The sequence below is a fragment of the Pseudomonas sp. Kh14 genome (assembly GCF_900291005.1).
Lineage (GTDB): Bacteria > Pseudomonadota > Gammaproteobacteria > Pseudomonadales > Pseudomonadaceae > Aquipseudomonas > Aquipseudomonas alloputida.
In genome coordinates, this window is sequence record NZ_OLKJ01000004.1 from 18053 (window position 1) to 43875 (window position 25823).

The 25823-nt window shown below is 60.4% G+C and carries 25 protein-coding genes; 11 read left to right on the forward strand and 14 right to left on the reverse strand.

Features of this window, described 5'->3' with window-relative positions:
- Window positions 1–60: 60 nt before the first annotated feature.
- The 3 genes from FQ668_RS00655 to FQ668_RS00665 are packed head-to-tail and all read right to left on the reverse strand — an operon-like array spanning window position 61 to window position 3646.
- Window positions 61–333: an oxidative damage protection protein gene (locus FQ668_RS00655; RefSeq protein ID WP_019439078.1), complete on the reverse strand. Its 273-nt coding sequence runs from the start codon at window positions 331–333 to the stop codon at window positions 61–63.
- Complete coding sequence (gene mutY / locus FQ668_RS00660) at window positions 330–1397, reverse strand: A/G-specific adenine glycosylase (RefSeq protein WP_010951654.1); 1068 nt, start codon at window positions 1395–1397, stop codon at window positions 330–332. The genes FQ668_RS00655 and mutY overlap by 4 nt, the downstream gene beginning before the upstream one ends.
- Window positions 1394–3646, reverse strand: a complete 2253-nt coding sequence (locus tag FQ668_RS00665) for an AsmA family protein (protein WP_019439079.1) — start codon at window positions 3644–3646, stop codon at window positions 1394–1396. Before FQ668_RS00665 ends, mutY begins: the two co-directional genes overlap by 4 nt.
- Before the next feature lie 268 nt (window positions 3647–3914).
- On the opposite strand from FQ668_RS00665, the gene FQ668_RS00670 reads away from it, so the two are divergent.
- From FQ668_RS00670 to hisF, 6 genes are all read left to right on the forward strand, one after another.
- Entirely contained in the window at window positions 3915–5576 is a 1662-nt protein-coding gene (locus FQ668_RS00670) for an OFA family MFS transporter (protein WP_014589368.1), read from the forward strand.
- Window positions 5577–5765: 189 nt separating this feature from the next.
- Complete coding sequence (hisB, locus tag FQ668_RS00675) at window positions 5766–6359, forward strand: imidazoleglycerol-phosphate dehydratase HisB (protein ID WP_003255736.1); 594 nt, start codon at window positions 5766–5768, stop codon at window positions 6357–6359.
- Window positions 6360–6998 carry an imidazole glycerol phosphate synthase subunit HisH gene (gene hisH, locus FQ668_RS00680; RefSeq protein ID WP_014589369.1) on the forward strand — a complete coding sequence of 213 codons (639 nt, stop codon included), beginning with the start codon at window positions 6360–6362 and terminating at the stop codon, window positions 6996–6998.
- Window positions 6999–7259: a DUF2164 domain-containing protein gene (locus FQ668_RS00685; protein ID WP_003255734.1), complete on the forward strand. Its 261-nt coding sequence runs from the start codon at window positions 6999–7001 to the stop codon at window positions 7257–7259.
- 27 nt (window positions 7260–7286) lie between these two features.
- The gene (hisA, locus tag FQ668_RS00690) at window positions 7287–8024 is read left to right on the forward strand and encodes a 1-(5-phosphoribosyl)-5-[(5-phosphoribosylamino)methylideneamino]imidazole-4-carboxamide isomerase (protein WP_003255731.1); all 738 of its coding nucleotides are present in this window, start codon (window positions 7287–7289) and stop codon (window positions 8022–8024) included.
- Window positions 8025–8034: 10 nt separating this feature from the next.
- The gene (gene hisF, locus FQ668_RS00695; protein ID WP_014589370.1) at window positions 8035–8805 is read left to right on the forward strand and encodes an imidazole glycerol phosphate synthase subunit HisF; all 771 of its coding nucleotides are present in this window, start codon (window positions 8035–8037) and stop codon (window positions 8803–8805) included.
- A 174-nt stretch (window positions 8806–8979) separates the two neighbouring features.
- Here the strand turns inward: hisF and choV are convergent, their stop codons facing one another.
- The 3 genes from choV to FQ668_RS00710 form a co-directional block, all read right to left on the reverse strand.
- Window positions 8980–10158 carry a choline ABC transporter ATP-binding protein gene (choV, locus tag FQ668_RS00700; RefSeq protein WP_010951660.1) on the reverse strand — a complete coding sequence of 393 codons (1179 nt, stop codon included), beginning with the start codon at window positions 10156–10158 and terminating at the stop codon, window positions 8980–8982.
- Window positions 10155–11003: a choline ABC transporter permease subunit gene (choW, locus tag FQ668_RS00705; RefSeq protein ID WP_172830946.1), complete on the reverse strand. Its 849-nt coding sequence runs from the start codon at window positions 11001–11003 to the stop codon at window positions 10155–10157. Before choW ends, choV begins: the two co-directional genes overlap by 4 nt.
- Window positions 11004–11084: 81 nt before the next feature.
- Window positions 11085–12032, reverse strand: coding sequence for a choline ABC transporter substrate-binding protein (locus tag FQ668_RS00710; RefSeq protein WP_014589371.1), 948 nt, complete (start codon window positions 12030–12032; stop codon window positions 11085–11087).
- Window positions 12033–12484: 452 nt separating this feature from the next.
- Here FQ668_RS00710 and FQ668_RS00715 point away from each other — a divergent pair, with 452 nt between their 5' ends.
- Together FQ668_RS00715 and FQ668_RS00720 are read left to right on the forward strand one after the other, a co-directional pair.
- Window positions 12485–13861, forward strand: coding sequence for an L-serine ammonia-lyase (locus tag FQ668_RS00715; protein ID WP_019439081.1), 1377 nt, complete (start codon window positions 12485–12487; stop codon window positions 13859–13861).
- A 493-nt stretch (window positions 13862–14354) separates the two neighbouring features.
- Entirely contained in the window at window positions 14355–15461 is a 1107-nt protein-coding gene (locus FQ668_RS00720; RefSeq protein WP_011953240.1) for a GlxA family transcriptional regulator, read from the forward strand.
- A 121-nt stretch (window positions 15462–15582) separates the two neighbouring features.
- Here FQ668_RS00720 and FQ668_RS00725 read toward each other — a convergent pair whose 3' ends face one another.
- A complete protein-coding gene (locus FQ668_RS00725) occupies window positions 15583–15840 on the reverse strand; it encodes a hypothetical protein (RefSeq protein ID WP_014589374.1) in 258 nt (85 codons plus the stop codon).
- A 370-nt stretch (window positions 15841–16210) separates the two neighbouring features.
- On the opposite strand from FQ668_RS00725, the gene FQ668_RS00730 reads away from it, so the two are divergent.
- Window positions 16211–17875 carry a reprolysin-like metallopeptidase gene (locus FQ668_RS00730; protein WP_026031817.1) on the forward strand — a complete coding sequence of 555 codons (1665 nt, stop codon included), beginning with the start codon at window positions 16211–16213 and terminating at the stop codon, window positions 17873–17875.
- Window positions 17876–17919: 44 nt separating this feature from the next.
- Here the strand turns inward: FQ668_RS00730 and FQ668_RS00735 are convergent, their stop codons facing one another.
- The 4 genes from FQ668_RS00735 to choX form a co-directional block, all read right to left on the reverse strand.
- Window positions 17920–18390 carry a thioesterase family protein gene (locus FQ668_RS00735; RefSeq protein WP_014589376.1) on the reverse strand — a complete coding sequence of 157 codons (471 nt, stop codon included), beginning with the start codon at window positions 18388–18390 and terminating at the stop codon, window positions 17920–17922.
- 10 nt (window positions 18391–18400) lie between these two features.
- Window positions 18401–19366 (reverse strand): L-carnitine dehydrogenase, encoded by a 966-nt coding sequence (locus FQ668_RS00740; protein ID WP_014589377.1) that lies wholly within the window; start codon window positions 19364–19366, stop codon window positions 18401–18403.
- A gap of 166 nt (window positions 19367–19532) precedes the next feature.
- Entirely contained in the window at window positions 19533–20417 is an 885-nt protein-coding gene (locus FQ668_RS00745) for a 3-keto-5-aminohexanoate cleavage protein (RefSeq protein WP_003255710.1), read from the reverse strand.
- 123 nt (window positions 20418–20540) lie between these two features.
- Window positions 20541–21485 carry a choline ABC transporter substrate-binding protein gene (gene choX / locus FQ668_RS00750; RefSeq protein WP_014589378.1) on the reverse strand — a complete coding sequence of 315 codons (945 nt, stop codon included), beginning with the start codon at window positions 21483–21485 and terminating at the stop codon, window positions 20541–20543.
- 144 nt (window positions 21486–21629) lie between these two features.
- On the opposite strand from choX, the gene FQ668_RS00755 reads away from it, so the two are divergent.
- Window positions 21630–22577 carry a GlxA family transcriptional regulator gene (locus FQ668_RS00755; RefSeq protein ID WP_019436921.1) on the forward strand — a complete coding sequence of 316 codons (948 nt, stop codon included), beginning with the start codon at window positions 21630–21632 and terminating at the stop codon, window positions 22575–22577.
- Between the two features lie 3 nt (window positions 22578–22580).
- On the opposite strand, the gene FQ668_RS00760 is transcribed toward FQ668_RS00755, so the two are convergent.
- From FQ668_RS00760 to FQ668_RS00770, 3 genes are all read right to left on the reverse strand, one after another.
- Window positions 22581–23198, reverse strand: coding sequence for a hypothetical protein (locus FQ668_RS00760; RefSeq protein WP_014589380.1), 618 nt, complete (start codon window positions 23196–23198; stop codon window positions 22581–22583).
- Window positions 23199–23271: 73 nt separating this feature from the next.
- Window positions 23272–23964 (reverse strand): hypothetical protein, encoded by a 693-nt coding sequence (locus tag FQ668_RS00765; RefSeq protein ID WP_014589381.1) that lies wholly within the window; start codon window positions 23962–23964, stop codon window positions 23272–23274.
- Between the two features lie 138 nt (window positions 23965–24102).
- Window positions 24103–24519, reverse strand: coding sequence for a lysozyme inhibitor LprI family protein (locus FQ668_RS00770; RefSeq protein WP_019436922.1), 417 nt, complete (start codon window positions 24517–24519; stop codon window positions 24103–24105).
- Window positions 24520–24804: 285 nt separating this feature from the next.
- Here FQ668_RS00770 and FQ668_RS00775 point away from each other — a divergent pair, with 285 nt between their 5' ends.
- Window positions 24805–25782 carry a dipeptidase gene (locus FQ668_RS00775; protein ID WP_003255700.1) on the forward strand — a complete coding sequence of 326 codons (978 nt, stop codon included), beginning with the start codon at window positions 24805–24807 and terminating at the stop codon, window positions 25780–25782.
- The last annotated feature ends 41 nt before the right edge of the window (window positions 25783–25823 follow it).

Sequence of the window (25823 nt, forward strand, 5' to 3'; positions counted from 1 at the left end):
GCTCGTCAACGACTTTTTGAAAAAATTTTAAATTAATTCCGTCGCTTACGATTTTTGGGGTCATTCGGCCGGCGGAACGTAGCCTTCGGCCTGAGCGTATTCTTCGCCGGCGAAAAACTTGTCCATCTCAGCCTGGAGGAATTTGCGGTCCTCGGCGTTCATCATGTTCAGGCGCTTCTCGTTGATCAGCATGGTCTGGTGCTTCTGCCAGTCGGCCCAGGCTTTCTGCGAGATGTGTTCGAAGATGTCCTGGCCCTTGGCACCGGGATAGGGCGGGCGTTCCAGGCCTGGCAGTTCTTCTAGGTATTTGCGGCACATCACGGTGCGGGTCATCGGGCGTCTCCTGCGATCAGTTCGTCGGCCGCGCGTTCAAGCAGCTTTTTCACCGGGGCGGCGAGGCCCAGGCGCGGCGGGGTGGCGAGGTTATACCAGAGCCAGTCGGCCTCGGCCACGTGCTCGCCGACCGGGTCGACGTGCACGAGCCAGGGCTCGATCGCCAGCTGGAAGTGGCTGAAGGTATGGGTCAGGCCGTCCATGGCGTGGCGGCCAGCCAGGCGCAGGCCGTGCTGGTAGGCCAAGTCGTCGAGCTGGGCGATGTCGTCCAGTTCCGGCAGGCTCCACAAGCCCCCCCAAAGGCCGCTGGAAGGGCGTCGATAAAGCAGGATGGCACCTTCGTGGTTGGCCAGCAGTGGCATCAGTGTGCGCCGTTGCGGCAGCGCCTTGCGCGGTTTGGGCTCGGGGTAGCGGGTTTCTTCGCCGTGCAGGTGCGCTTCGCAGCCGCGCTGCAACGGGCAGATCAGGCAACTGGGCTTGCTGCGCGTACACAGCGTGGCGCCCATGTCCATCATCGCCTGGGTGTAGTGGTTGGCGCGTTGTTGCGGAGTAAAGCGCTCGGCGGTGGCCCATAGCTGGTTGGCAACCTTGGGTTCGCCGGGGTAGCCGGCCTGGGCGGTGTAGCGTGCCAGCACGCGCTTGACGTTGCCGTCGAGGATCGGTGCGCGGATGCCCATGCTGATGCTGGCGATGGCGCCGGCAGTGGAGCGGCCAATGCCGGGCAGCTCGGTAAGCTGCTCGACACTGCGCGGGAATTCGCCGCCATGTTGCTCGACGACGACCTTGGCGGCCTTTTGCAGGTTGCGTGCGCGGGTGTAGTAGCCAAGGCCCGTCCACAGGTGCAGCACTTCGTCCTCCGGTGCCTCGGCCAGGGCTTGCACGGTTGGCAGGGCCTGCATGAAGCGGTCGAAGTAATTGAGCACGGTGCTGACCTGGGTCTGCTGCAACATGATTTCCGACACCCACACCCGGTACGGCGTGATGCCCTGTTGCCAGGGCAGGTCGTGCCGGCCGTGCTCGTCATACCAGTCCAGCACTGCGCTGGAGAACTGCTCGGGGCTCATCGGTTGAACAGCCCCTTGAGCGCGTCTTTCAGTTCCGGGCTCACTTTGTCTCCAAGTTTTTCGTCAAGTTTTTCATCGATCTTGTCTTTCAGGCGGTTGCCGGCCAGCTTGGCGGCAACCTTGCCCAGGCCGTTCTGGTCGAGGCGGCAGGCCTTTGCGCCGAGTTCCAGCGGACCACGGCAGCGCAGGGGGACTTCAACACCCACATAACGTTCGTTGACCTGGCAGGCCGGGTCCGGCATGGCACGCTGGTCGCCTTCGACGACTATGCCGATGTTGTAGTCCATGCCCAGCACGCGCAGGTCGAGGTCACCATGGCCATTGACGGTCAGGCCCGGGATACGCGCCTTGAGGTCCGGGTTGCTGGCGACGCCATTGCGTACCACCAGGCTGCCGCGCAGCTCCTGGAACGGGGTGTCCTTGCCGCGTGGTTCGCTGCTCAGCGTCTTGCGATTGAGCGTGGCGATGGCCTGGCACAGCTGCTGTTCCAGGTTGGCATTGACCAGCACGCCATCGTTGATGGCGAAGTTTGCGCTGCCGTTCAGGGTGTCGACCAGTGCTTTCTGGCTGTTACCGGTGGCTGTCAGATCACTGGTCAGGGTCAGCAGGCCCTTGACCGGCGGCGTCTGTTCCTTGCCTTCGGTCTTGATGAAGTGTTCCACCGGCACCCGCTGGATATTGGTGTTCACACCCAGCTGTGGCACGGCAGGGCGCACGTCGACCGTGCCCTTGGCTTCGAAGGTGCCGTTGTACAGCTCTCCGCGCAGGGTTTGCAGGGTCAGCAGGCCGCCTTGGCCAACGGCCTTGAGCTGGGCGCCCTCGATCGGCAGCTTGTCCAGGGTCAACGAGCCGAAGGCCAGGTCGGCCTGCAGGTCGAGGGCGCGCAGGCGGTCGACCGGCAGCAGCTTGTCGTCGCTCCATGCCACTTGCGTTGGGGCGTTGGGCAGTGGTGTGGTGCCGGCACCGGCTACGGCGCTGGCCTCTTGTTGCTTGACCTCGGCCTGGCGCGCAGCGGTGGCCCCCTTGGCTTCTTCGCTTTTGGCCGGCAGGTAGCGGTCGGCGTCGAATGTGTCGCCCTTAAGCTGCAGGCGCAGGGCTTGTTTGGCGAAATCTTCGACGGCCACGCGGCCGCTGAAGGTGCTGTCGTCCAGCTTCACTGCCAGGTCTTCCAGGGCCAGGCTGCTGGGCGTGCCCTGCAGGCGGGTCACCAGCTCCAGCTTGGCGAAGGCGGCCGGGTCATTGGTGGCCGGCAGCGGGTGGCCGATGCTTTCAAGGAAGGTGCGCAGGCTGAACTGGGCGATGGACAGGCCGCCGCTCAGCTGGGGTGCCTTGTCCAGATCACGCAGGTTCAGCTCACCGAGGGCGCGCAGTTGGTTGGCCGAAACTTTCAGGCCGTTCCACGAGGCGACATTGGCGGCCAGGTCGACCAGCAGTTGGCCTTGTGCGGCGAAGGTCACGGTCTTGCCGCCGGTAGGCTCACCCGAGGTCTCGCCCGACAGGCGCATGTCTTCGAAGTTGTAGCGTTTGAGCTTGCGGTCGAAGCGCAACTCGCCGGCCAGCTCGGTACGGGCCTTGATGTTCGGCTGGCTGGCGCTGATGAAGGCGCTGGTCTTGAGCGCAATGTTTGCGCCTTCATGGATTGGGCCGGTGCTCAGCTGGATGCTTTCGGCGCTGTAGCTGTGGCCGGTCTTGGCATCGGTGTACTGCACGCGCGCGTTGTTCACGGTCAGGCTGTCAATGTCCAGCTTGATGGCGCGGTCGTTGCTGTCGCTGGTCGCAGGCGTCTGCTCGGCCTGTGCCGGTGCCTGTGCGGGTGCATCGGTGCCTGCGCCATTCTGCGCGGGCAGCGGCTTGCCGATGTCCTCCCAATTGCCATGGCCCTGTTCGTCACGCGCCAGGGTCAGGTTCAGGCCCTCGACACGTACGTCGCTCATTTGCACTTCGCGGCGTAGCAGCGGCAGCACACGGACTGAAAGGCCAAGCATCTGCAGGTCGGCGAACGGTTCCTTGGGTTTGTTCAAGGTAGCGATGCTGGCTTCGTGCAGCTCCAGGCCCAGCCACGGGAACAGACTCCAGCCGATGTCACCGTTGAGGGTCAGTTCGACGTGCGCCTTGTCGCGTGCCAGCTGGCGAATCTCGTCTTTGTAGTCGTTGGGATCAAAGAGGTGGGTCAGGGCGAAGCCCAGCGCCACGATGATCAGCAGTAACCCGAGAAGCCCCAGTCCCAGGATTTTGCCGAACGCTTTCATGGGCGAGTCCTTTTAGTCCGTTAGTGAGTTCAGGCGGCAGAGTATAACGCTGTAGCGGTTACCCCTGCTTGTACGACTAGAGATGTAGGAAATTCCTACGCCTGTATCAGAGGGTACGGCTTTCGACAGCTTAATATTGAGCTTTTGCCGGGGACATGACCGATTCAGTCAGGCAAAAATGGACGATGGCAGATTGCTTTCATTCTGCTTGATGCTGCTACCCTTGCGCCGCTTCGCGAGCACCCTCCCTATAACAAGGATCAGATTCATGACCAGTACCGTCGCGACGGGAACCTTGGCCAGTGAGCCAGGCTTCCTGTCGAAGGAACGCATAATCGCCCGCCCGGGCTTCAACCGCTGGCTGGTCCCGCCAGCTGCCCTGGCCATTCACCTGTGCATCGGTATGGCCTACGGCTTCTCGGTATTCTGGTTGCCTTTGTCGCAAGCCCTGGGGATCACCGCCCCCGTCGCCTGTGCGGCAGACATGGGCTTCATGGCCCGGATGTTCAGCGCCGAATGCGACTGGCCAATCTCGATGCTGAGCTGGATCTACACCCTGTTCTTCGTCTTTCTCGGCTGCTCGGCGGCGGTGTTGGGCGGCTGGCTGGAGCACGCCGGCCCGCGCAAGGCTGGCCTGGTGTCGGCCTTGTGCTGGTGCGGTGGCATGCTGCTTTCGGCGATAGGTGTGAAAACCCATCAGCTGTGGCTGATGTGGCTTGGTTCCGGCGTGATTGGCGGTATCGGCCTGGGCCTGGGCTACATCTCACCCGTGTCGACCTTGATCAAGTGGTTCCCGGACAAACGCGGCATGGCCACCGGTATGGCGATCATGGGCTTCGGCGGCGGGGCCATGGTCGGGGCGCCGCTGGCCACCGCGCTTATGGGGCATTTTGGCAATGAGCACGAAGTTGGCGTATGGCAGAGCTTTGTCGCCATGGCGGCGATCTACTTTGTGTTCATGACCGCTGGCGCCCTGGCGTATCGCGTACCACCGACCGGCTGGAAGCCTGAAGGCTGGGCTGCGCCGTTGAAGAATGCCAGTAACGCCATGGTCACCGACCGCCACGTGCACGTCAGTGTGGCCTGGAAGACCCCGCAGTTCGCGCTGATCTGGCTGGTGCTGTGCCTGAACGTGTCGGCGGGCATCGGCATTTTGGGCATGGCGTCACCGCTGCTGCAGGAAGTGTTCGCCGGTAAATTACTGGGCAACGAACTGACCTTCAGCCAGCTGAGCACTGCGCAGTTGGCGCAGATTGCCGCGATCGCCGCCGGCTTTACCGGCCTGCTGAGCCTGTTCAACATTGGCGGCCGGTTCTTCTGGGCATCGTTCTCCGATTACATCGGCCGCAAGAACACCTACTTTGCCTTCTTCGCCTTGGGCGTGGGCTTGTACAGCCTGGTGCCGAACATGGGGCACCTGGGCAACGTGGCGCTTTTCGTGGCAGCGTTCTGCATCATCCTGTCGATGTATGGCGGTGGTTTTGCGACGGTGCCGGCCTACCTGGCCGACCTGTTCGGCACGCAGATGGTGGGTGCCATCCATGGCCGCCTGCTGACCGCCTGGGCGGCAGCGGGGGTGCTGGGGCCGGTGCTGATCACCTACCTGCGCGAGTATCAACTGGCAGCGGGCGTGGAGCGGGCGGCGGCTTATGACATGACCTTGTACATCCTCGCGGGTCTGCTGGTGCTGGGCTTTATCTGCAACATGCTGGTGCGCCCGGTGGCCGACAAGCACTTCATGAGTGATGCCGAACTGGCGGCCGAGCGGGCGTTGAGCCATGACAAGGGCGCCGATGGGGCGCGGTCGCTGGAGTGGAAAGCGGCGCCAGGCAGCCTGCCACTGGTGCTGCTGGCCTGGGCGGTGGTGGTCGTGCCGTTGGCCTGGGGTGTCTGGGTGACCTTGCAGAAGACCGCTGTGCTGTTCCATTGATCAGCAGGGGGGCGCATTGCGCCCCCCCCTTTCGCCACTGCAGGAGCGGGCTGCTGTGCTTGTATAGACCTGTAGCAGCATCCAGCCCGCGTAAAACCTGGCTTTGCCATATGTCATCCGCGTTTCAAGCTGGCGCGTTCTGGGCCTATAATGAAACCCTTTTCGCCCAATGATTTTGCGGAGCTGGTGATGGTTGAACGTAAGGCTTCCGTCGAGCGCAATACCCTGGAAACCCAGGTCAAGTGCTCGATCAACCTCGATGGCAGCGGCAAGGCCCGATTCGATATCGGTGTGCCCTTCCTTGAACACATGCTGGACCAGATCGCCCGCCATGGGTTGATCGATCTGGATATCGAGTGCAAGGGTGACACGCATATCGACGATCACCATACCGTCGAAGACGTCGGCATCACCCTGGGCATGGCATTCGCCCAAGCCATCGGTGACAAGAAAGGTATCTTCCGCTACGGCCACGCCTACGTGCCGCTGGACGAAGCGCTGTCACGCGTGGTCATCGACTTCTCTGGCCGCCCAGGCCTGCAGATGCACGTACCGTATACCCGTGCCAGCGTTGGCGGCTTCGATGTCGACCTGTTCCAGGAGTTTTTCCAGGGCTTCGTCAATCACGCCCTGGTAACCCTGCATATCGACAACCTGCGTGGCCACAACACCCACCACCAGATCGAAACCGTATTCAAGGCTTTCGGCCGCGCTCTGCGCATGGCCATCACCCTCGACGAGCGTATGGCCGGGCAGATGCCTTCCACCAAAGGGTGCCTGTAAATGCAAACGGTAGCCGTAATCGACTATGGCATGGGTAACCTGCACTCGGTGGCCAAGGCGCTTGAGCACGTAGGTGCCGGTAAAGTGCTGGTGACCAGCGATGCCTCAGTGATCCGCGAGGCCGACCGTGTGGTGTTCCCGGGCGTGGGCGCGATTCGCGACTGCATGGCCGAGATCCGCCGCCTGGGTTTCGACAGCCTGGTGCGCGAAGTCAGCCAGGACCGCCCGTTCCTCGGCATCTGCGTCGGTATGCAGGCGCTGCTCGAGCACAGTGAGGAAAACACCGGCGTCGACTGCATTGGCCTGTTCCCTGGCCAGGTGCGCTTTTTCGGCAAAGACCTGCAAGAAGAGGGCGAGCACCTGAAGGTGCCGCACATGGGCTGGAACGAAGTCAGCCAGACCATCGACCACCCGCTGTGGCACGACATCCCTGACCGCGCACGTTTCTACTTCGTGCACAGCTACTACATCAATGCCGGCAAGCCGGGCCAGGTGGTGGGTCGCGGTCACTATGGCGTCGACTTTGCCGCAGCGCTGGCCGACGGTTCGCGTTTTGCCGTGCAGTTCCACCCGGAGAAGAGCCATACCCATGGCCTGCAGCTGCTGCAGAACTTCATCGCCTGGGACGGGCGCTGGTAAATGAGCAGGTCGAAGACCAAGGCCCCGACCATCACCCTGGCCCCCGAGCAGGAGCGCGAAGCGCTCGACACCTTGAAGCGTTTTCTCGAAGACCGCTTCGAGCTGCAGTTGGGGTCGTTCGAGGTGGCCGAGGTCCTCGAGCTGTTCAGCAAAGAGATTGCACCCCATTACTACAACAGGGCGATTGCCGATGTTCAGCTGCACCTCAAGGAGCGGTTCGAGAGCATCGAAAGCGACCTGTGGGCACTCGAGAAGCCCTGAAACCCAACAAATAGACAGGTTCCCAAGATGCTGATTATCCCCGCTATCGATCTGAAGGACGGTGCTTGCGTGCGCCTGCGCCAGGGCCGCATGGAAGACTCCACGGTTTTTTCCGACGACCCGGTGAGCATGGCCGCCAAGTGGGTCGAGGGTGGCTGCCGCCGCCTGCACCTGGTTGACCTCAACGGCGCCTTCGAAGGCCAGCCGGTCAATGGTGAAGTGGTTACCGCCATCGCCAAGCGCTACCCGAACCTGCCGATCCAGATCGGCGGCGGTATCCGTTCGCTGGAAACCATCGAACACTACGTCAAGGCTGGCGTCAGCTACGTGATCATCGGCACCAAGGCCGTCAAGCAGCCCGAGTTCGTTGCTGAAGCGTGCAAAGCTTTCCCGGGCAAGGTCATCGTCGGCCTGGACGCCAAGGACGGCTTCGTCGCCACCGACGGTTGGGCTGAAGTCAGCTCGGTGCAGGTCATCGACCTGGCCAAGCGTTTCGAGGCCGATGGCGTCTCGGCGATCGTCTACACCGACATCGCAAAGGACGGCATGATGCAGGGCTGCAACGTGCCCTTCACCAAGGCACTGGCTGAAGCCACCCGTATCCCGGTGATCGCCTCGGGTGGCATTCACAACCTGGGTGACATCAAGGCCCTGCTGGACGCCAAGGCCCCGGGCATCATCGGCGCCATCACCGGCCGTGCCATCTACGAAGGCACCCTGGATGTCGCTGAGGCCCAGGCCTTCTGTGACAATTACCAAGGCTGAGGACTGAACCATGGCACTGGCCAAGCGCATTATCCCTTGCCTGGACGTGGACAACGGCCGGGTGGTCAAGGGCGTCAAGTTCGAGAACATCCGTGATGCCGGCGACCCGGTGGAAATCGCCCGTCGCTACGACGAGCAAGGTGCCGACGAAATCACCTTTCTCGACATTACCGCTAGCGTCGATGGGCGCGACACCACGCTGCATACCGTCGAGCGCATGGCCAGCCAGGTGTTCATCCCGCTGACGGTTGGTGGTGGCGTGCGGACCGTGCAGGACATCCGCAACCTGCTCAACGCCGGTGCCGACAAGGTCTCGATCAACACCGCCGCGGTGTTCAACCCAGAGTTTGTCGGCGAGGCGGCGGAGCGTTTCGGTTCGCAGTGCATCGTTGTCGCCATCGATGCCAAGAAAGTCTCCGGGCCAGGTGAAGCGCCGCGCTGGGAGATTTTCACTCACGGCGGGCGCAAACCGACCGGGCTGGATGCAGTCGAGTGGGCGAAGAAGATGGAAGGCCTGGGCGCTGGCGAGATCCTGCTGACCAGCATGGACCAGGACGGCATGAAGAACGGCTTCGACCTGGGCGTTACCCGCGCTATCAGTGATGCGCTGGGGATTCCGGTGATTGCCTCGGGGGGTGTGGGTAACCTGCAGCACCTGGCAGACGGCATCCTGGAAGGGCATGCCAGCGCGGTGTTGGCGGCCAGCATCTTCCACTTTGGCGAGTACACAGTGCCTGAAGCCAAGGCTTACATGGCTTCGCGCGGGATCGTCGTTCGCTGATCCATTGATCGGGGCTGCTTTGCAGCCCTTCGCGGGCACGCCCGCTCCCACAGAGATCTCAGCAAACCTGGACTGCCCCCCAAGAGTTGGATTGGTGTCCAACTTCTTGGGGGCAGTCCAAACCTGTGGGAGCGGGCGTGCCCGCGAAAGGGCCGCGAAGCGGCCCCAATTGCCTCAACCGTGGTTCTTGCCGAGCAGTGCGTGGTAAAGCTCGGTATCCCCGAGTATCCCCACCACCCTGTCGTTATCCTGCAGCACCAGCTTGTTGCCGGTTTGATAACGAATCTGCAGTGCCTCACGCATGCCGATGTCGGCGTGCACCACGGTCGGCCTGCGCTCCAGCAGTTCCACATCTTGTCCTGGTGCCCATTTCTGCATGTCCAGCCCGTTCTGGCCTTGGCGTGCACGCTTGAGCGCGCCGCCTTCGCCAAGGTCCAGCCACGAATCGATACCTGGGTCCAGGCACACCGAGCCATTGACCCGCTTGCAGTTGTCCAGGCTGCGCATCAGGCTGCGCCCGCACAGCACGTTCAGCGGGTTGGTATGGGCGACGAAGGTGCGCACGTATTCGTCAGCCGGGTTCAGCACGATCTCCTCCGGCTTGCTGTACTGGATTATCCGACCGTCTTTCATGATCGCAATGCGGGTACCCAGTTTCAGCGCCTCGTCCAGGTCGTGGCTGACGAACACGATGGTTTTGCTCAGCTTGGCCTGCAGGCCAAGCAGCTCATCTTGCAAGCCCTGGCGGATCAGTGGATCCAGGGCCGAGAACGGTTCGTCCATCAGCAAGATGTCGGCATCCATCGCCAGCGCCCGGGCCAGGCCCACGCGCTGCTGCATGCCGCCAGAAAGCTCATCTGGCTTCTTGTTACGCCACTGGGTCAGGCCCACCAGCTCAAGCTTCTCGTCGACCAGCTTGCGCCGTTCCTTTTCCGGGCGACCCTGCATTTCCAGGCCAAAGCTGATGTTCTCGCGCACCGTCAGCCAAGGCATCAGGGCAAACTTCTGGAACACCATGGCAATGCGCTTGGTGCGCATCATCTTCAGCTCGGCCGCGGAGCAGTTGGCAATGTCGATGTGCTTGCCTTCGTGCTCGACGAACAACTTGCCACGGCTGACGGTGTTGAGGCCGTTGATGCAGCGCAGCAGGCTCGACTTGCCCGAGCCGGATAAGCCCATCAGCACGCAGATCTCGCCTTTGTTGATATCGAGGTTGGCCTTTTCGACACCCACCACCAGGCCGGTCTGCTTGAGGATCTGCTCGCGGGTCTGGCCTTGGTCCAGTAGCGCCAGTGCCTCGCGCGGTTTGTTGGAGAAGATGACGTCGACGTCTTCGAAACGAATGATGCTCATGCCTCACCCCTTACCGGCAGTTCCGGTTGCTTGCAGATACGGTCGAGCATGATTGCCAGCAGCACGATCGCCAGGCCCGCTTCGAAGCCCAGGGAGATATCGGCGGTGTTCAGTGCGTTGACCACAGGTTTGCCCAGGCCATCAGCGCCAACCAGGGCGGCAATGACCACCATCGACAGCGACAGCATGATGCATTGAGTGACACCGGCGGCGATGCTTGGCATCGCGTGCGGCAGTTCGATACGGGTAAGCAGCTGACGACGCGAGCAGCCAAAGGCCTTGCCGGCGTCCATCAACTCTTGCGGCACGTCGCAGATGCCCAGGTAGGTCAGGCGAATGGGCGCGGCGATGGCGAACACTACGGTGGAGATCAGCCCCGGCACCACGCCCAGGCCGAACAGGGTCAGGGTTGGGATCAGGTAGACGAAGGTGGGCACCGTCTGCATCAGGTCGAGCACCGGGCGCATGGCGGTATAGAACATCGGCTTGTGCGCGGCGAGGATGCCCAATGGCACGCCGATCACCACACATACCACTGTGGCGAAGGTGACCTGCGCCAGGGTCTCCATGGTTTCCTGCCAGTAACCCAGGTTGAGGATCAGCAGGAACGACAGGGCGACAAATGCGGTCAGTGCCCACTTGCGCTGGATGAAATGCGCCAGGGCGGCGAACAGGGCGATAAGCACGAACGGGTTGAAGAAAGTCAGGGCGCTGGTAACGCCGTGGATCATGAACTCCAGGCCTTGCGCGATGGCGTCGAAGTAATTCGCGCCGTTCTGGGTCAGCCATTCGACGAACGACGCGATGTACTGGCCCAGGGGTATTTTCTGATCGATAAGCATGATAGCGAGCTTCCACCTGCATAGATTGAAATCAACCCGGGGCAGGCACGGTCCTGCCCCGAGGTAGCGCTACTGCGTAGTTCGTTATTGCGTAAGCTTGGCCTTGACCGCCTCCAGGCCAGGTTTGCCATCCACGGTGGTAACGCCGGCCAGCCAGGCATCCAGCTTGCCTGGGTTGTCCTTGATCCATTTCTTGGCGGCGGCTTCGGGTTTCATCTTGTCGTCCAGGACATAGCCCATCATGGTGCTTTCATCCTTGAGCTCGAACGACAGATTCTTAAGCAATTGGCCAACGTTGCTGCATTCCTGCGTATATCCCTTGCGGGTGTTTGTCAGCACGGTCGCCTTACCGAAGTCGGGACCGAAGAATTCGTCCCCGCCGGTCAGGTACTGCATCTTGAAGCGGGTGTTCATCGGGTGTGGCTCCCAGCCGAGGAACACCAATGCCTCGCCGCGTTTCTGCGCGCGGTCAACCTGCGACAGCATGCCCGCCTCGCTGGACTGCACGATCTTGAAACCGGCGTCCTTCAAGCCAAAGGCGTTCTTGTCGATCATGCTCTGGATGGTGCGGTTACCGTCGTTACCCGGTTCGATGCCGTAGATCTTGCCGTTCAGTTCCTTCTTGAACTTTGGAATGTCGCTGAAATCCTTCAGGCCCTTGTCGTACAGCGCCTGGGGGACTGCCAGGGTGTACTTGGCGTTTTCCAGGTTGGCGCGCACGGTTTCTACCGTGCCGGCATCGCGGTACTGCTTGATGTCGTTCTCCATGGTCGGCATCCAGTTGCCGAGAAACACGTCCAGGTCCTTGCCGGTGGCCAGCGACTTGTAGGTCACCGGTACCGAGATCATGGTGGTGTGGGTTTTGTAACCCAGGGCTTCGAGCACAACGCTGGTGGTCGCGGTCGTGACTGTGATGTCGGTCCAGCCGACATCGGAGAAGCGTACAGTCTGACATTGCTCGGGTTCGGCTGCTTGGGCCAGCAATGGCGCGGACAGCAACGCAACCAGCAACAGCGAGGGTGAACCTTTCATGGATGGACTCCTGAGATATTGTCTTCGGGTTCGCGTGGGTCGCCGGGCTTTCTGAGGGTCCGGTCGACCAGGCCTGCAGAGGGCAGGATGCGTGGCCGTGCTTTACGAGTCGCTTTCGATAATCCTCCAGCGCCGGGCAATCGCCTACTGGTGGGGTCGTATCCAGTACGGAACGGGTCGTATCCAGTATGGGCGATGTCGCTTATGGATTTTTCCACCCCCTCGTACGCATTTTTGCGTCACCAGGCCGCTGGAAAACGGCGCGGTGAGCGCAGTTCCTGGTTGAAAACAGCGCGGCGCTGCTGGACAAAAGTACGTCGGTTGCAGACGGCGAGGTGGGCGGTAAAAGCCCGATGATGCTGGCATTCAAGGCGGCCCGCTGTTTGAGCCTAGCAGCTACCCCGCCCTGCGCATGGCGCGCAGAGACAAGCCCAGCAAGAGGTGATTCGACAATGGCCATCAGCGTGTTCGACCTGTTCAAGATCGGTGTCGGGCCCTCCAGCTCCCACACCGTCGGCCCCATGCGTGCTGGCGCCCTATTCGTTCAGGGCCTGCGAGAACGCGGTGAGCTGGAGCGTGTAAAACGGATCGAAGTGCGCCTGTATGGCTCGCTGTCGGCCACCGGTATCGGCCATGGCACCGACAACGCCACCATCATGGGCCTGATGGGCGAGTGGCCTGACGCCATTGACCCGACCCAGATCGTGCCGCGTATAGCCGACCTGCGCGAAACCAACACCCTGCAGCTGGATAGCCGCTTGCCCATCGAGTTTGTCTGGGCCCGTGACATGCTGCTGCTGGACGAGAACCTGCCGTATCACCCCAACGCCATGACCCTGATTGCCGAAGGCGAGCAGGGCGAGTTGCACCGCGACACCTATTACTCGGTGGGCGGCGGCTTTGTGGTCGATGCAGCCCAAGCCGCCAGCGGTGTGTTGGATGCTGACCAGACGGTGTTGCCGTACGACTTCAACAGCGCCGCCGAACTGCTGCGCCTGTGCAAGCAAAACGACCTCAGCGTGTCGCAATTGATGATGGCCAACGAGAAGGTCTGGCGCAGCGAGGAAGACATCCGCGCTGGCCTGCACAAGCTCTGGGAAGCCATGCAGGAATGCGTCAACAACGGCCTCAAGTACGAGGGCACGCTACCCGGCGGGCTGAACGTGCGCCGGCGCGCCGCCAAGCTGCACCGCAGCCTGCAGGAAATTGGCAAGCCCAACGTGATCGGCTCGACCATGAGTGCCATGGAGTGGGTCAACCTGTTCGCCTTGGCGGTCAACGAAGAAAACGCCGCCGGTGGGCGCATGGTGACCGCGCCTACCAACGGCGCGGCAGGCATCATCCCGGCAGTGCTGCATTACTACATGCGTTTCAGTGATGAGGTTGATGAGTCCAGCGTTGTCGACTACTTCCTGGCCGCCGCCGCCGTGGGCATCCTGTGCAAGAAGAACGCCTCGATCTCTGGTGCCGAAGTGGGTTGCCAGGGGGAAGTCGGCTCGGCCTGCGCGATGGCCGCAGCAGGCCTTGCCGAAGTACTCGGCGCCACCCCGGCACAGGTTGAGAACGCCGCTGAAATTGCCCTGGAACACAACCTTGGCCTGACCTGCGACCCGGTGGGCGGGTTGGTGCAAGTGCCCTGCATCGAGCGCAACGCGATTGCTGCCGTGAAGGCCATCAACGCGGTGCAGATGGCGTTGCGCGGCGATGGTGAGCACTTCATTTCCCTCGACCAGGTAATCCGCACCATGCGCGATACCGGGGCCGATATGCACGACAAGTACAAAGAGACCTCGCGCGGCGGCCTGGCGGTCAGCGCTATCGAGTGCTGATTTGCTGATCTGACCTTCAAGGCGTCTTCGCGGGCAAGCCCGCTCCTACAGGAACGGTGAAATCCCTGTAGGAGCGGGCTTGCCCGCGAAGAGGCCCTTGAGGTTGATGCAGGTGCAACACAACCGCCAATGCCTCTTTATGGTGCGGTGGCACGCTACCGATCGTCGGATGTCGCGATCAGTGTGAGGGTTGTCGGTGACACTTAAAGGTGTCGCTTCTGGGAAACCCACGCGGCGCGTGTCACTAAACTGCTCAACCGTTACAGGCAACGCGCTAGCTCGCCTGTTCTGGACGACTGGCCAACACGATGCAAGCACTTGAAATGCCCAGTAAAGGCGTCGTTTTCAGGTTTTTTTGGATAGCCGTTCAATTTTAGGCACGGCGTTTGCGTTGAGATTGGCAAGCCTACCCCCGGAAAATGACCGAGGGGTCATAACAAGAAATAAGTGCCCGCCTGAGGCACACCCTGCATTTGTGTGAGGAGAAATCGCGATGACGTCGTACACCTCCGGGAATCCAACCCAGAACCGCACAACACCCCAGTCCATCGGGTTTCTTCTATTGGACAATTTCACCCTGATTTCCCTGGCATCGGCGGTCGAGCCGCTGCGCATGGCCAACCAGCTGTCTGGCCGTGAGCTGTATCGCTGGCACACGCTGACGATCGATGGCGGCCAGGTGTGGGCCAGCGATGGCCTGCAAATCACACCGGATGCCGCAATCAGCAATGCTCCGCCCATCGACACCGTGATTGTCTGTGGTGGTGTTGGCATCCAGCGCTCCGTCACCCGTGAACACGTCACCTGGCTGCAAGCCCAGGCCCGTCAGTCGCGCAGGTTGGGTGCCGTGTGCACCGGCAGTTGGGCACTGGCCTGCGCCGGCCTGCTCGACGGCTTCGATTGCAGCGTGCACTGGGAATGCCTGGCCGCGATGCAGGAAGCCTTCCCGCGGGTGAACATGAGCACCCGCCTGTTCACCCTTGACCGCAACCGCTTCACCAGCTCCGGTGGCACCGCGCCGCTGGACATGATGCTGCACCTGATCAGCCGTGATCACGGCCGCGAGCTGTCGGCGGCGATTTCCGAGATGTTCGTCTACGAGCGTATTCGCAACGAGCAAGACCACCAGCGCGTGCCGCTCAAGCACATGCTTGGCACCAACCAGCCGAAGTTGCAGGAAATCGTCGCGTTGATGGAGGCCAATCTGGAGGAACCGATCGACCTGGACGAACTGGCAGTGTATGTGGCGGTTTCGCGACGCCAGTTGGAGCGCCTGTTCCAGAAGTACCTGCACTGCTCGCCGTCGCGCTACTACCTGAAGTTGCGCCTGATCCGTGCGCGGCAGCTGCTGAAGCAGACGCCGATGTCGATCATCGAAGTGGCATCGGTGTGCGGCTTTGTCTCGACCCCGCACTTCTCCAAGTGCTATCGCGAGTACTTCGGCATTCCGCCGCGTGACGAGCGCGTGGGGTCCAACACCGCGCAGCAGGTGGCCATGATGCCGATTCCGCAGGCCATGACCCTGTCGCCGCACAGCGGGCCGATGGCGGCCCTGAGCCAGGCACGCAACGAGTCGACCTTTGCCAGTGTAAGGCTCTGACACCGAGTCGACTTTTTCGCGGGACAAGCCCGCTCCCGCAGGTCACCCGCTGAGCTTGAGCCAGCGGTGATCCTGTGGAAGCGGGCTTGTCCCGCGAAGGGTCCGGTCCTGGGTAAATGAATTACGCGCGTTTGTTGAACTGCGCCAATGCCGGCAACAGTTGCTTGTCGATGGCCTGGCGCACCGCCGGCAGGATCGTCGCACTACCGGTGTACATCTGCTCCACCATCCCCTTCAGCGCCCGTGCATTGGGCTCGGTCAGCCCACGCACCACCGCTTCGCAAGCCTGCTCGGCACTGGCTCCTGCAGGAATATCGAAACCGCGCGAGCGCAGGTGGCCGGCGAGGTCGTCCTGATCAATCAAATCCGCATGCATCATGGCTGTTGTCCCTTTTATCGCTAAGAGAGTGCTGCTGTGATTTACGACCGATTCTGTGACGTGCGCGACAGCCTCGCAAGGACAGAATGTCGCCATGGCTGCTTTGGCTAAGAACAGGTCGTTTACGACTAAATCCCCTGCCAGGCAAGCACGCACACTGGAGCCATTCACGGTACAGAGGGTTTGGTCACCCTCGCTCACGCACAGTGGATGTTGCTCGCTCTTGGCCCCGGTAGCTCACGGCTTTCCGGGGTTATTTTTATTCCGCCAGACTCCCCTATACATTCATACACCTAGCATTTATGTCAGGTGACGGACTGCAGAAATTTGTGCTCTTTTGTGGCAGATGGATTCCACAGGAGCGGAAAACGTGAAAAAGAATATCTGCATGATCATTGTCCTGGGCGCGACCTTGATAATGGCTTCATGTTCGTCATCTACCCCGCAAACGAGTACTGTTGCGAGTGTTGTTCCGCAGCTGTTTACACTGCAGCCTACTCAAAACCGCCAGATGCTTCAGAAAACAGCAAAAGGTCATCTAAAAACTTTGTTGTCCGACCCCGCTAATGAAGAATTCACGCTAGTGAATGTTGATGCATCATTGATTGGAGGGAACACTGAAAATATAGCTATAACACTGCCGAATCGAAAGGCTGAGAAGTTTAACCGGCGGAACTTCAGTGTCTTGGCTGATGGGTACGAAGGATGGGTTGGCTATCAGCCTTCAAAGTGGAAGGCAGGCCGCTCAGGGGCGGAAGCAGAAATTGATTTCGATCCTGAGTATTATATTTCAATCATTCGCCTTGGTAATCAGTTGGCAGGCAATTTTTTGGTGGATGGCCAGCGATACCGATTGGTTTATATCGGTTCAGATACGCACGTGCTGATCAAGGTTGATGAGTCAAAGTTACCCTCTGAAGATGCACTGGGCGTAGACGTTGGGTTTCCGGCATCCCCTGCTCTAGAAGAATCGCAGCAGGTCTCGTCTGCCTACAGTATAATAAGGCTGCTATTTGTAAGTACAGTGCAGTCTCGCGCGAAAAATCCAAACTATCGTGCTGATTTGATGCTAGGGTTGCAGGATGTAAATCAAATTGCAAAAAATAGCAAGGTGGATATTACTTACGAGTTTGCGGGGTTTATAGATTCTGCTATTGACGAAGTGGGGAAAGACTTTGGAACGCTCCTCAATGAGGTTCAATATAATAATCCCGCTGTCAATGCCAAAAGGGTGGAGCTTAGGGCTGATCTAGTCTCGATGTACGTTGCCAATAGTGAGTTTTGCGGCGCGGGTAAGCCGTCGAGTAATAAGACGCAAGGCTTTTCGGCGATTAATTGCATTACCTCGTTAGCCCACGAGATCGGCCACAACTTTGGCATGACTCATAACTGGGATGGGCAAAGTGATAATTATATCCATGGATATCGCTACGCTCCGGATGGGGGGAACCTCAGATTCCGAACTCAGATGTCTGCTAACTGTAGCCCGACATGTCCGAGAGTACCGTTTTACTCCAATCCGCGGCTGAGTTATCAAGGACAACCTCTGGGAACTGTCGCACATCATGATGTCGCCCGCGCGATCAACGAGCGTAGGGCAAGTATAGAGAGTTTCTACCCTCCCATGCCGGGAGTGCTTAAAAATAAAGGTCGGCTGGATCAAGGTTCCACTCACCCCTGCCTGCAGGATTTTGCCGGATCAAGTATCCAGTTCGTCGCATGCTCTCCTGGCCCCCAGCAAAAATGGACGTTAGAGCCGTGGGGCGAGGCGGGTACGTTCAGGATTGTGGCTCCGGGCGGTAAATGTATGGTCGCGCGGGCTGATAATTATGTTTTGGCTGAGTCATGCCCTGCAACAGTCAAAGATGGTCTTCTCTGGATGGTATCAGCGCAGCCCGATCATACCTTGAAAATACAGAGTTATAATCGCAACCTTTGCCTAGGCTCTCAGCCCAGCTTGAAGCCGGGGCCTGAGTTATTGACATGTGATAACGGTAGGTACCAAAGCTGGATAAATCTCGATATCCCACAATAACCGAGGCCTAGCGAGCAGCCATGTTCTGACTGCTCTCGTTGGTATCAACTAGGAATCTTTATCACACGGCCTGTAAAGGCTGGCGTTGGTAAATCCCGTTGGTCATCGACCACGCTTTGTAGTCGATGGGTGCTGGATTCTCCAAATGGCTTTGCCTTTGGCCCCGCCAGGTCCACATGTAAAAGCAATTGCTCACTGGCGGCCAACGCCTCGTCAAAACCTGATCGATGCAAGCTGTGATACAAGTGCAGTCGCTTTTTATCGAAGCCGATGATCTGCGTCTGCACCCACACCTCGGTGGCCAGCTTCACCTCGTGCAGATAATTGATATGCGCCTCCAGCGTGAACAGCGAATTACCGCTTTGCCCTCGGCTGTCGGCGTCCAGGCCAATGCGCTCCATCAGCGCATCGGTCGCGTAGCTGAAGATCAGCAGGTAGAAGGCATCCCGCAGATGCCCGTTGTAATCGACCCAGTCCTCTTGGACCGTGGTGCGGTAGGTGATCAGAGCAGGCATCTTGGTCTCCTTAATCGCCGAACGACATGCCGTGGCTGGCCTTGCTGGTCTTCACCGCTTCCAGCACCGCCAGCAGGGTGTCGTCGCGGTAGCGCTCCAGTGCGGCGATGCTGTGCTCGCCCAGTTGCTCGGAAGTGCCGTCTACCACGTCGTCGATCAGCTTGTCGGTCAGCTCCGGTGCCGGAAGGTACGTCCAGGGTAGCTTCAGAGCCGGGCCGAACTGCGACATGAAATGGCGCATGCCGGCATCGCCACCGGCCAGAGTATAGGTAAGGAACGTGCCCATGAACGACCAGCGCAAGCCTGCGCCGAAGCGGATCGCGTCGTCGATTTCGCCCGTGGTGGCAACGCCATCGTTGACCAGGTGCAAGGCCTCGCGCCAGAGCGCTTCGAGCAGGCGGTCGGCGATGAAGCCTGGCACTTCCTTGCGCACATGCAGTGGGCGCATGCCGAGTGCGGTGTAGATGGTTTTGGCGGCTTCAATGGCTTCGGGTGAGGTGCGGCTGCCGCCGACAATCTCGACCAGCGGCAGCAGGTACACCGGGTTGAACGGGTGGCCGACAACGCAGCGCTCCGGGTGAGTGGACGACTCGTAGAATTCGCTTGGCAGCAGGCCCGAGGTACTGGAACCGATGATTGCGTCAGGCTTGGCTGCGGCGCTGATTTTTGCGTGCAACTCAAGCTTGAGGTCCAGGCGCTCTGGCGCGCTTTCCTGGATGAAGTCGGCGTCGTGCACGCATTCCTCGATGGTTGCCACGAACTTCAGGCGGTCTTGCGATGCGCCAGGGGCCAGGCCTTGTTTTTCCAGTGCCGGCCAGGCGTTGGCGATCCGTTTGCGCAGTGCCTGTTCGGCGCCGGGCGCCGGGTCCCAAGCCACCACGTCCAGGCCGTGGGCGAGGGCGCGGGCGACCCAGCCGCTGCCGATCACGCCGCTACCCAGGGCGGCGAAGGTTTTGATTTCAGTGATAAAGGGCATAGCTAGTCCTCAGGGTAAAACACAGTCATCAGGGTTAATGGCTAACCCTGTGGGAGCGGGCATGCCCGCGAACACCGGCGCGGCCGGTGCCATCCATCGCGTTGCCTGCTTCGCGTTCACGCCCCCTCCCACGGGGTCTTCGGCGCATTTGCGATCGTTGAAAGGATCAGCGGCGCTTGAGGTTCATTTTTTCCCGGCCTTCTGCCGGGCTGAGCACGCGGCCACCCATGCGGGTGATGATCTCGCTCGCGCGTTCCACCAATTGGCCGTTGCTGGCCAGCACCCCACGGTCCAGATACAGGTTGTCTTCCAGGCCCACCCGCACGTTGCCGCCCAGCAGCACTGCCTGAGCGGCCATCGGCATTTGCATGCGGCCGATGCCGAAGCCTGCCCAGGTGACGTTGGCGGGCAGGTTGTCGACCATGGCCTTCATGGTGGTGGTGTCGGCCGGTGCGCCCCAAGGGATGCCCAGGCACAGTTGGAACAGCGGGTCTTCGAGCAGGCCTTCCTTCATCATTTGCTTGGCGAACCACAGGTGGCCGGTGTCGAAGATTTCCAGCTCGGCCTTCACCCCCAGTTCGGTAATGCGCTTGGCACCGGCGCGCAGTTGGGCCGGGGTGGACACGTAGATCGAGTTGCCATCGCCGAAGTTGAGGGTGCCGCAGTCGAGGGTGCAGATTTCCGGCAACAGTGCTTCGACATGGGCCAGGCGCTCCAGCGGGCCGATCAGGTCGGTGCCCGGGCCGAACGCCAGCGGCGTTTCACCCGGGCCGATTTCCAGGTCGCCGCCCATGCCGGCGGTGAGGTTGACGATGATGTCCACGTCGGCTTCGCGGATACGCTCCATGACTTCGCGGTAGAGGTTTACATCTCGGCTGAAACGGCCGGTCTGCGGGTCGCGGACGTGGCAGTGGACCACGGTGGCGCCGGCCTTGGCGGCCTCTACGGCGGATTCGGCGATCTGTTTGGGGGTGACCGGGACCAGGTGGCTTTTCGAGGCGGTGTCGCCGGCGCCGGTGAGGGCGCAGGTGATGATGACGTCGTGGTTCATGGCGGGTTCCTTGTATGGTCAATGCTGGCCTCTTCGCGGGCAAGCCCGCTCCTACAGGGAGCCGTGATGGCCCTGGCGAGCGCGTTACCTGTAGGCGCGGGGGTTACCCGCGAAAGGGCCGGATCAGTTGGCGGTAAGCTTGAGGTTGTCCGCAGCCGGCTTGCCATCGAAGGTGGTCACACCCTCAAGCCAGCGGGCCTTGTCCTCGGGGTGGTCCTTGAGCCACTGGCGGGCCGATTCCAGCGCGTCTTTGTGGTCGAGCAGTGGCTGCATCATGCGGCTCTCGTCCTCGGCGCTGAACTTCAGGTTGGCCAGCAGGCGGTGGGCATTGGGGCAGCGTTCGGCATAGTCCGGAGCCGTCACCGTCCACACCGTCGCACGGCCTTCGTCAGGGCCGAGCGCATCCTGGCTGTCACCCAGGTAGGCCATGTCGATGTTCACGTTCATCGGGTGCGGCGCCCAACCAAAGAACACCACGGCCTCCTTGCGCCGCACCGCGCGGTCGACGGCGGCGAGCATGCCGGCCTCGCTGGACTCGACCAGCTGGAACTTGCCCAGGTCGAACTGGTTCTTGGTGATCATCGCCTTGATCTGGGTATTGGCGCCGGAACCCGGTTCGATGCCATAGATCTTGCCGCCCAGCTCTTTCTCGAACTTGTGGATGTCGGCGAAGGTCTTCAGGCCCTTGTCGTAGAGGTATTTCGGCACGGCCAAGGTGGCGCGCGCGTCCTCCAGGCTTGGCTTGTCCAAAACCTTGACCTGGTTGGCATCGACGAACGGGGTAATGGTCTGGGTCATGATCGGGTTCCAGTAACCCAGGAACATGTCCAGGCGTTTGTCGCGTATGCCGGCGAAGATGATCTGTTGCGAGGCACTGGTCTGTTTGGTCTGGTACCCCAGGCCGTCGAGCAGTACCTGGGCCATGGCGCTGGTGGCAATGACGTCGGTCCAGTTGACCACGCCAAGGCGCACGTTTTTGCAGGCGGCGGGCTCGGCGGCGAAAAGCGGGGTGGCGACGATGCTGCTCAGGGCAAGGGGCAACAGGCTGCGGCGGATCAAGCTGTGCATGGTGGCTCTCCATCGGCAGTGCATATTGTTATTGAGGGCGGCCTCTGCGGACCGTGTGAATACGCTACGCTGGCGCTACCTTGCCCAAGCGCACGCTAGCGACAGGAATTAGCACCGGGGCGACCAGTTTCTGTGGAGGAGAGGATGATGGAGACGATTGCCTTTCTGTTGGTGCCCGGCTTTTCTGCCATGGGGTTCATTTCGGCGGTGGAGCCGCTGCGGGTGGCCAATCGTTTTGGTGGGCAGTTGTACCGGTGGCAGGTGCTTAGCCTGGACGGTGAGGCGGTGCTGGCGAGCAATGGCATGTCGATCAATGCCGATGCCGCCCTGGGGGAGGGCGAGCCGGCCAACATCCTGCTGGTGGTCGCGGGCTTCGAACCACTGGCCAATGTCGCACCCAAACTGCTGCATGCGTTGCGCCGGCTCAACCACGAAGCTGTCATGCTCGGGGGCATCGATACGGGCGCGATGGTGCTGGCCGAGGCAGGGCTGCTCGAGGGCTACCGGGCGACATTGCATTGGGAGGCGCTTGAGGCATTCAAGGAGCGCTACCCAGGCCTTCAAGCTACCCAGGAGCTGTTCGAGATTGACCGCAGCCGCATCACCTGTGCCGGCGGAACGGCCTCAATCGATTTGATGCTGCACCTGATTGCCCAATCTCACGGCAGCGAACTGGCGGTCAAGGTGTCCGAGCAGTTCGTGCTGGGTCGTATCCGTCAGCGCCAGGACCACCAGCGCATGCAGATCGGTGCGCGTTATGGCATCAGCAACAAGAAGCTGGTCCATGCCATTGGAGAAATGGAAAAACACATCGAGCCACCGCTGACTACGCTGGAACTGGCTGCCGCGATCAAGGTGACACGGCGTCAACTGGAGCGTTTGTTTCGCATGCACCTTGATGCAACACCGAGCGGTTTCTATCTTGGGTTACGGCTGGACAAGGCGCGCCAGCTGTTGGCCCAGACCGACATGTCGGTGACTGAAGTCAGCCTTGCGTGCGGGTTTGAACTGCCATCCTATTTCACGCGGCGCTACAAGCTGAGGTTTGGACGGTGCCCGCGGGAAGAGCGACGGCCCAGCGGTACAAAGTGAGCTTCAATCCAGTTCTCGCTCGAGAATGGCCCTTAGCTTTTCACGATTCCTTGCTTGCAGATCCTCGCGAAGCGGGGCGAAACCCGCTGCATTGAAGCGTGCACCCAGATGGTCAAATACCAGGTTCAACTTTCTGGTGGGCTCGACCGGGTCGGTAATGCAGTAGGCATAAAACAGGATCGCAACCGGGACATGGTCCCCTTCATGGTCCATTTCAATACTTAGATGTGAAGAGGCGTTCATGACGGTGAAGGTACGCGTACCTGCCGATTGCAGAGCGGCTTGAACATTCTCTTCGAGGCTCTTGAACCAAGGTCCTTTCTCGCGGGGCGGGGGGAGATAGCCACTGTAAACATCGCTTAACGCAAGCAAGTTCGGCTCATACACGATGGTTCTATGAGTATGTTCGAACAGGGTGAATTTCAATGATTGCAAGGTGGCGCGAGCGACAGTGAACCATTGCTGAGGCTGGGTTTCCATCGAGTATTTTTCATTGGCCACTGCTTGTGAATAACGCAGGCATAGCTGCAAATCTTCCCATGTATCGAGTGTCAGCCAGGGCGCAGGCTTGATGCTTAGCCGCTCCTCGAATATTCGGGTATCCAGGCTCGTATCACCCATATGGCATTGCTCCTTGATGGATGCAGATGACCAGAACCGGGTACCAGCGCGCTCTGGTACCCGGCCTCGCTAATCAGATAGCGAGAAACGCGCCGAGGTCGCCTTTGATCTTCTCATTCACAAGGTCACGTGCAGCGTCGAAGTGACGAACGCTGAACGTGCCTTGTTGCGAAGCGCGATAGACGCGGGTAGAGGTTTTGTCGACCTTGCGCGTCAGGGCGCCTTCACGCTCGACTTTCGAGTCGTAGCTGGCCTGGAAGCTGGTCATGTGCATCGCGGGCAGGCCTTGTGGCGTCATTTCGCACTGGGCGACCACGAAGTTGCTCGATTTGCCGGATTCGCTATGGCTGTGCTTTTCCAGGTGCGCCTTGACTTCCGGTTTCTGCACGACAATTTGCAGAACTCGCCTGGCGCAGGCGGCGCGACGAGGGTCCGCGGAGACGCTGATGGTGACGGACTTGGTAATCAGCTCTGCCAGGGTCAGGTTGTCCTCATCAATGGCATCTTCGGCATGTGCTGCGCCCGTCATGGTCCAGCCAAACTTGATCAGGCCATCGTTGTAGAAGTTGTACCACTCGCGCTGCTGGGTCTCCTTGTCGAACTTCTTGTTGGCCAGTTCGGTCATCAAGCGCATGCCGGCCAGGATGTCTTCTGCAATGTTGGCAGGCACATTGTCAGCGAAGATGCAGATGGTCTGGCCGGTAGCGGCTACGCGCTCTTGACCCTCTTTGCGGATTTTTTCCATTTCAACTTTGATGTCAGCCACTTTGTAATTCCTTGATAGTTGTGAGTTCCAAGACACACATGGTGAGCACGTGGTCTGAGGGCACTATCGAGTAATTACGCAGGGGGCATCAGCGGCATGTTGTTCCTCTGGAGTTGATCCTTCACTCGCGCGTGCTGATCAATCTTCGGGTGCCGGCTCGTCACTGTTTTGCGAGCCCAGGCTGCGCAAATACTCCGCTCGCTCATCGCTGCGCTGTGCAATGCAGCTGTTCCAGGCGATCTGGTAGGCGTTGCTGCCGGGTTGTTCAGCATGGGTTTCGACCTTGCAGTCTGCATCGCGCAGTTGGCTCCAGACTTTCTCGGCTGCCTCTATTCGCGACATCAGGCCTGCCTCGTCGCCGAACTGATCACGCATGCGCGCAACCAGGTCGTCATAGGCCGACTGCAGCTCACGCTCGGCGACCTGTTTGTTGAATGCTGCACAGGCGAAGGTTTGCTGGTCGGTCTCCACATTGTCGCAAGGTGTGCTTTCTTCCTCACCGGCCTGGGCCCCGCTCACGATGGCCAGCAGCACCAGCCATGCCATTGATTTCATCCGTTTTCTCCTCAACAGGCTGTCGAATCGCAGGGATTCTCGCTCAGCCAGAGGTCAGGTGGTAGCTCCCTGACCAAATGTTCATGTACCGGCCGCAAATGTCGTTATCGAGACTGTCTCTCATCCCCGGAACACGCGCCAGACGCGCTCTTGTCGCGCATTGACGCTTTCGGCAAACCCCCTGTCGTTTTTGCACCGGGGCGCCTCGGGGCACAGGCATATGCTGGCCTCAAAGCGCCGGCAGAAGGTTTGGCGCGACCCAACTCTATAAAAGGGGACAGCCTGATGAGCCCAGCCGAACTACACGCCGACAGCATCGTCATCGATGGCCTGATCATCGCCAAATGGAACCGCGAGCTGTTCGAAGACATGCGCAAAGGCGGCCTCACGGCGGCCAACTGCACGGTGTCGGTCTGGGAAGGGTTCAAGGCTACCGTCGATAACATCGCGTCCAGCCAGAAGCTGATCCGCGACAACAGCGACCTGGTGATGCCGGTGCGCACCACCGCCGACATCCGCAAGGCCAAGGAGCTGGGCAAGACCGGCATCCTCTTCGGCTTCCAGAACGCCCATGCGTTCGAGGACCAGATCGCTTATGTGGACGTGTTCAAGCAGCTGGGCGTGGGCATCGTGCAGATGTGCTACAACACCCAGAACCTGGTGGGCACCGGCTGCTACGAGCGTGACGGCGGGCTGTCCGGCTTCGGTCGCGAGATCGTTGCCGAGATGAACCGTGTCGGCATCATGTGCGACCTGTCCCACGTCGGCTCCAAGACTTCCGAAGAAGTCATCCTCGAATCGAAAAAGCCGGTGTGCTACTCGCACTGCCTGCCTTCGGGCCTGAAGGAGCACCCGCGCAACAAGTCGGACGAAGAGCTGAAGTTTATCGCCGATCACGGCGGTTTCGTTGGCGTCACCATGTTCGCGCCGTTCCTGGCCAAAGGCATTGACTCGACCATCGATGACTACGCCGAGGCCATCGAGTACACCATGAATATCGTCGGTGAAGACGCCATCGGTATCGGTACCGACTTCACCCAGGGTCACGGCCAGGACTTCTTCGAATACCTGACCCATGACAAGGGCTACGCCCGCCGCCTGACCAACTTCGGCAAGATCATCAACCCACTGGGCATTCGCACTGTCGGCGAATTCCCCAACCTCACCGAGACCTTGCTCAAACGCGGCCATTCCGAGCGCGTGGTGCGCAAGATCATGGGCGAGAACTGGGTAAACGTCCTCAAGGATGTCTGGGGCGAGTAAGCCGCTCTCCAAGCCTGATAGCCCCTGCCAGCAACGCCGGG

Coding starts and splice junctions, on each gene's coding strand:
- FQ668_RS00655 (WP_019439078.1), bottom strand. CDS start 333: ATGACCCGCACCGTGATGTGCCGCAAATACCTAGAAGAACTGCCAGGC.
- mutY (WP_010951654.1), bottom strand. CDS start 1,397: ATGAGCCCCGAGCAGTTCTCCAGCGCAGTGCTGGACTGGTATGACGAG.
- FQ668_RS00665 (WP_019439079.1), bottom strand. CDS start 3,646: ATGAAAGCGTTCGGCAAAATCCTGGGACTGGGGCTTCTCGGGTTACTG.
- FQ668_RS00670 (WP_014589368.1), top strand. CDS start 3,915: ATGACCAGTACCGTCGCGACGGGAACCTTGGCCAGTGAGCCAGGCTTC.
- hisB (WP_003255736.1), top strand. CDS start 5,766: ATGGTTGAACGTAAGGCTTCCGTCGAGCGCAATACCCTGGAAACCCAG.
- hisH (WP_014589369.1), top strand. CDS start 6,360: ATGCAAACGGTAGCCGTAATCGACTATGGCATGGGTAACCTGCACTCG.
- FQ668_RS00685 (WP_003255734.1), top strand. CDS start 6,999: ATGAGCAGGTCGAAGACCAAGGCCCCGACCATCACCCTGGCCCCCGAG.
- hisA (WP_003255731.1), top strand. CDS start 7,287: ATGCTGATTATCCCCGCTATCGATCTGAAGGACGGTGCTTGCGTGCGC.
- hisF (WP_014589370.1), top strand. CDS start 8,035: ATGGCACTGGCCAAGCGCATTATCCCTTGCCTGGACGTGGACAACGGC.
- choV (WP_010951660.1), bottom strand. CDS start 10,158: ATGAGCATCATTCGTTTCGAAGACGTCGACGTCATCTTCTCCAACAAA.
- FQ668_RS00710 (WP_014589371.1), bottom strand. CDS start 12,032: ATGAAAGGTTCACCCTCGCTGTTGCTGGTTGCGTTGCTGTCCGCGCCA.
- FQ668_RS00715 (WP_019439081.1), top strand. CDS start 12,485: ATGGCCATCAGCGTGTTCGACCTGTTCAAGATCGGTGTCGGGCCCTCC.
- FQ668_RS00720 (WP_011953240.1), top strand. CDS start 14,355: ATGACGTCGTACACCTCCGGGAATCCAACCCAGAACCGCACAACACCC.
- FQ668_RS00725 (WP_014589374.1), bottom strand. CDS start 15,840: ATGATGCATGCGGATTTGATTGATCAGGACGACCTCGCCGGCCACCTG.
- FQ668_RS00735 (WP_014589376.1), bottom strand. CDS start 18,390: ATGCCTGCTCTGATCACCTACCGCACCACGGTCCAAGAGGACTGGGTC.
- FQ668_RS00740 (WP_014589377.1), bottom strand. CDS start 19,366: ATGCCCTTTATCACTGAAATCAAAACCTTCGCCGCCCTGGGTAGCGGC.
- FQ668_RS00745 (WP_003255710.1), bottom strand. CDS start 20,417: ATGAACCACGACGTCATCATCACCTGCGCCCTCACCGGCGCCGGCGAC.
- choX (WP_014589378.1), bottom strand. CDS start 21,485: ATGCACAGCTTGATCCGCCGCAGCCTGTTGCCCCTTGCCCTGAGCAGC.
- FQ668_RS00755 (WP_019436921.1), top strand. CDS start 21,630: ATGATGGAGACGATTGCCTTTCTGTTGGTGCCCGGCTTTTCTGCCATG.
- FQ668_RS00760 (WP_014589380.1), bottom strand. CDS start 23,198: ATGGGTGATACGAGCCTGGATACCCGAATATTCGAGGAGCGGCTAAGC.
- FQ668_RS00770 (WP_019436922.1), bottom strand. CDS start 24,519: ATGAAATCAATGGCATGGCTGGTGCTGCTGGCCATCGTGAGCGGGGCC.
- FQ668_RS00775 (WP_003255700.1), top strand. CDS start 24,805: ATGAGCCCAGCCGAACTACACGCCGACAGCATCGTCATCGATGGCCTG.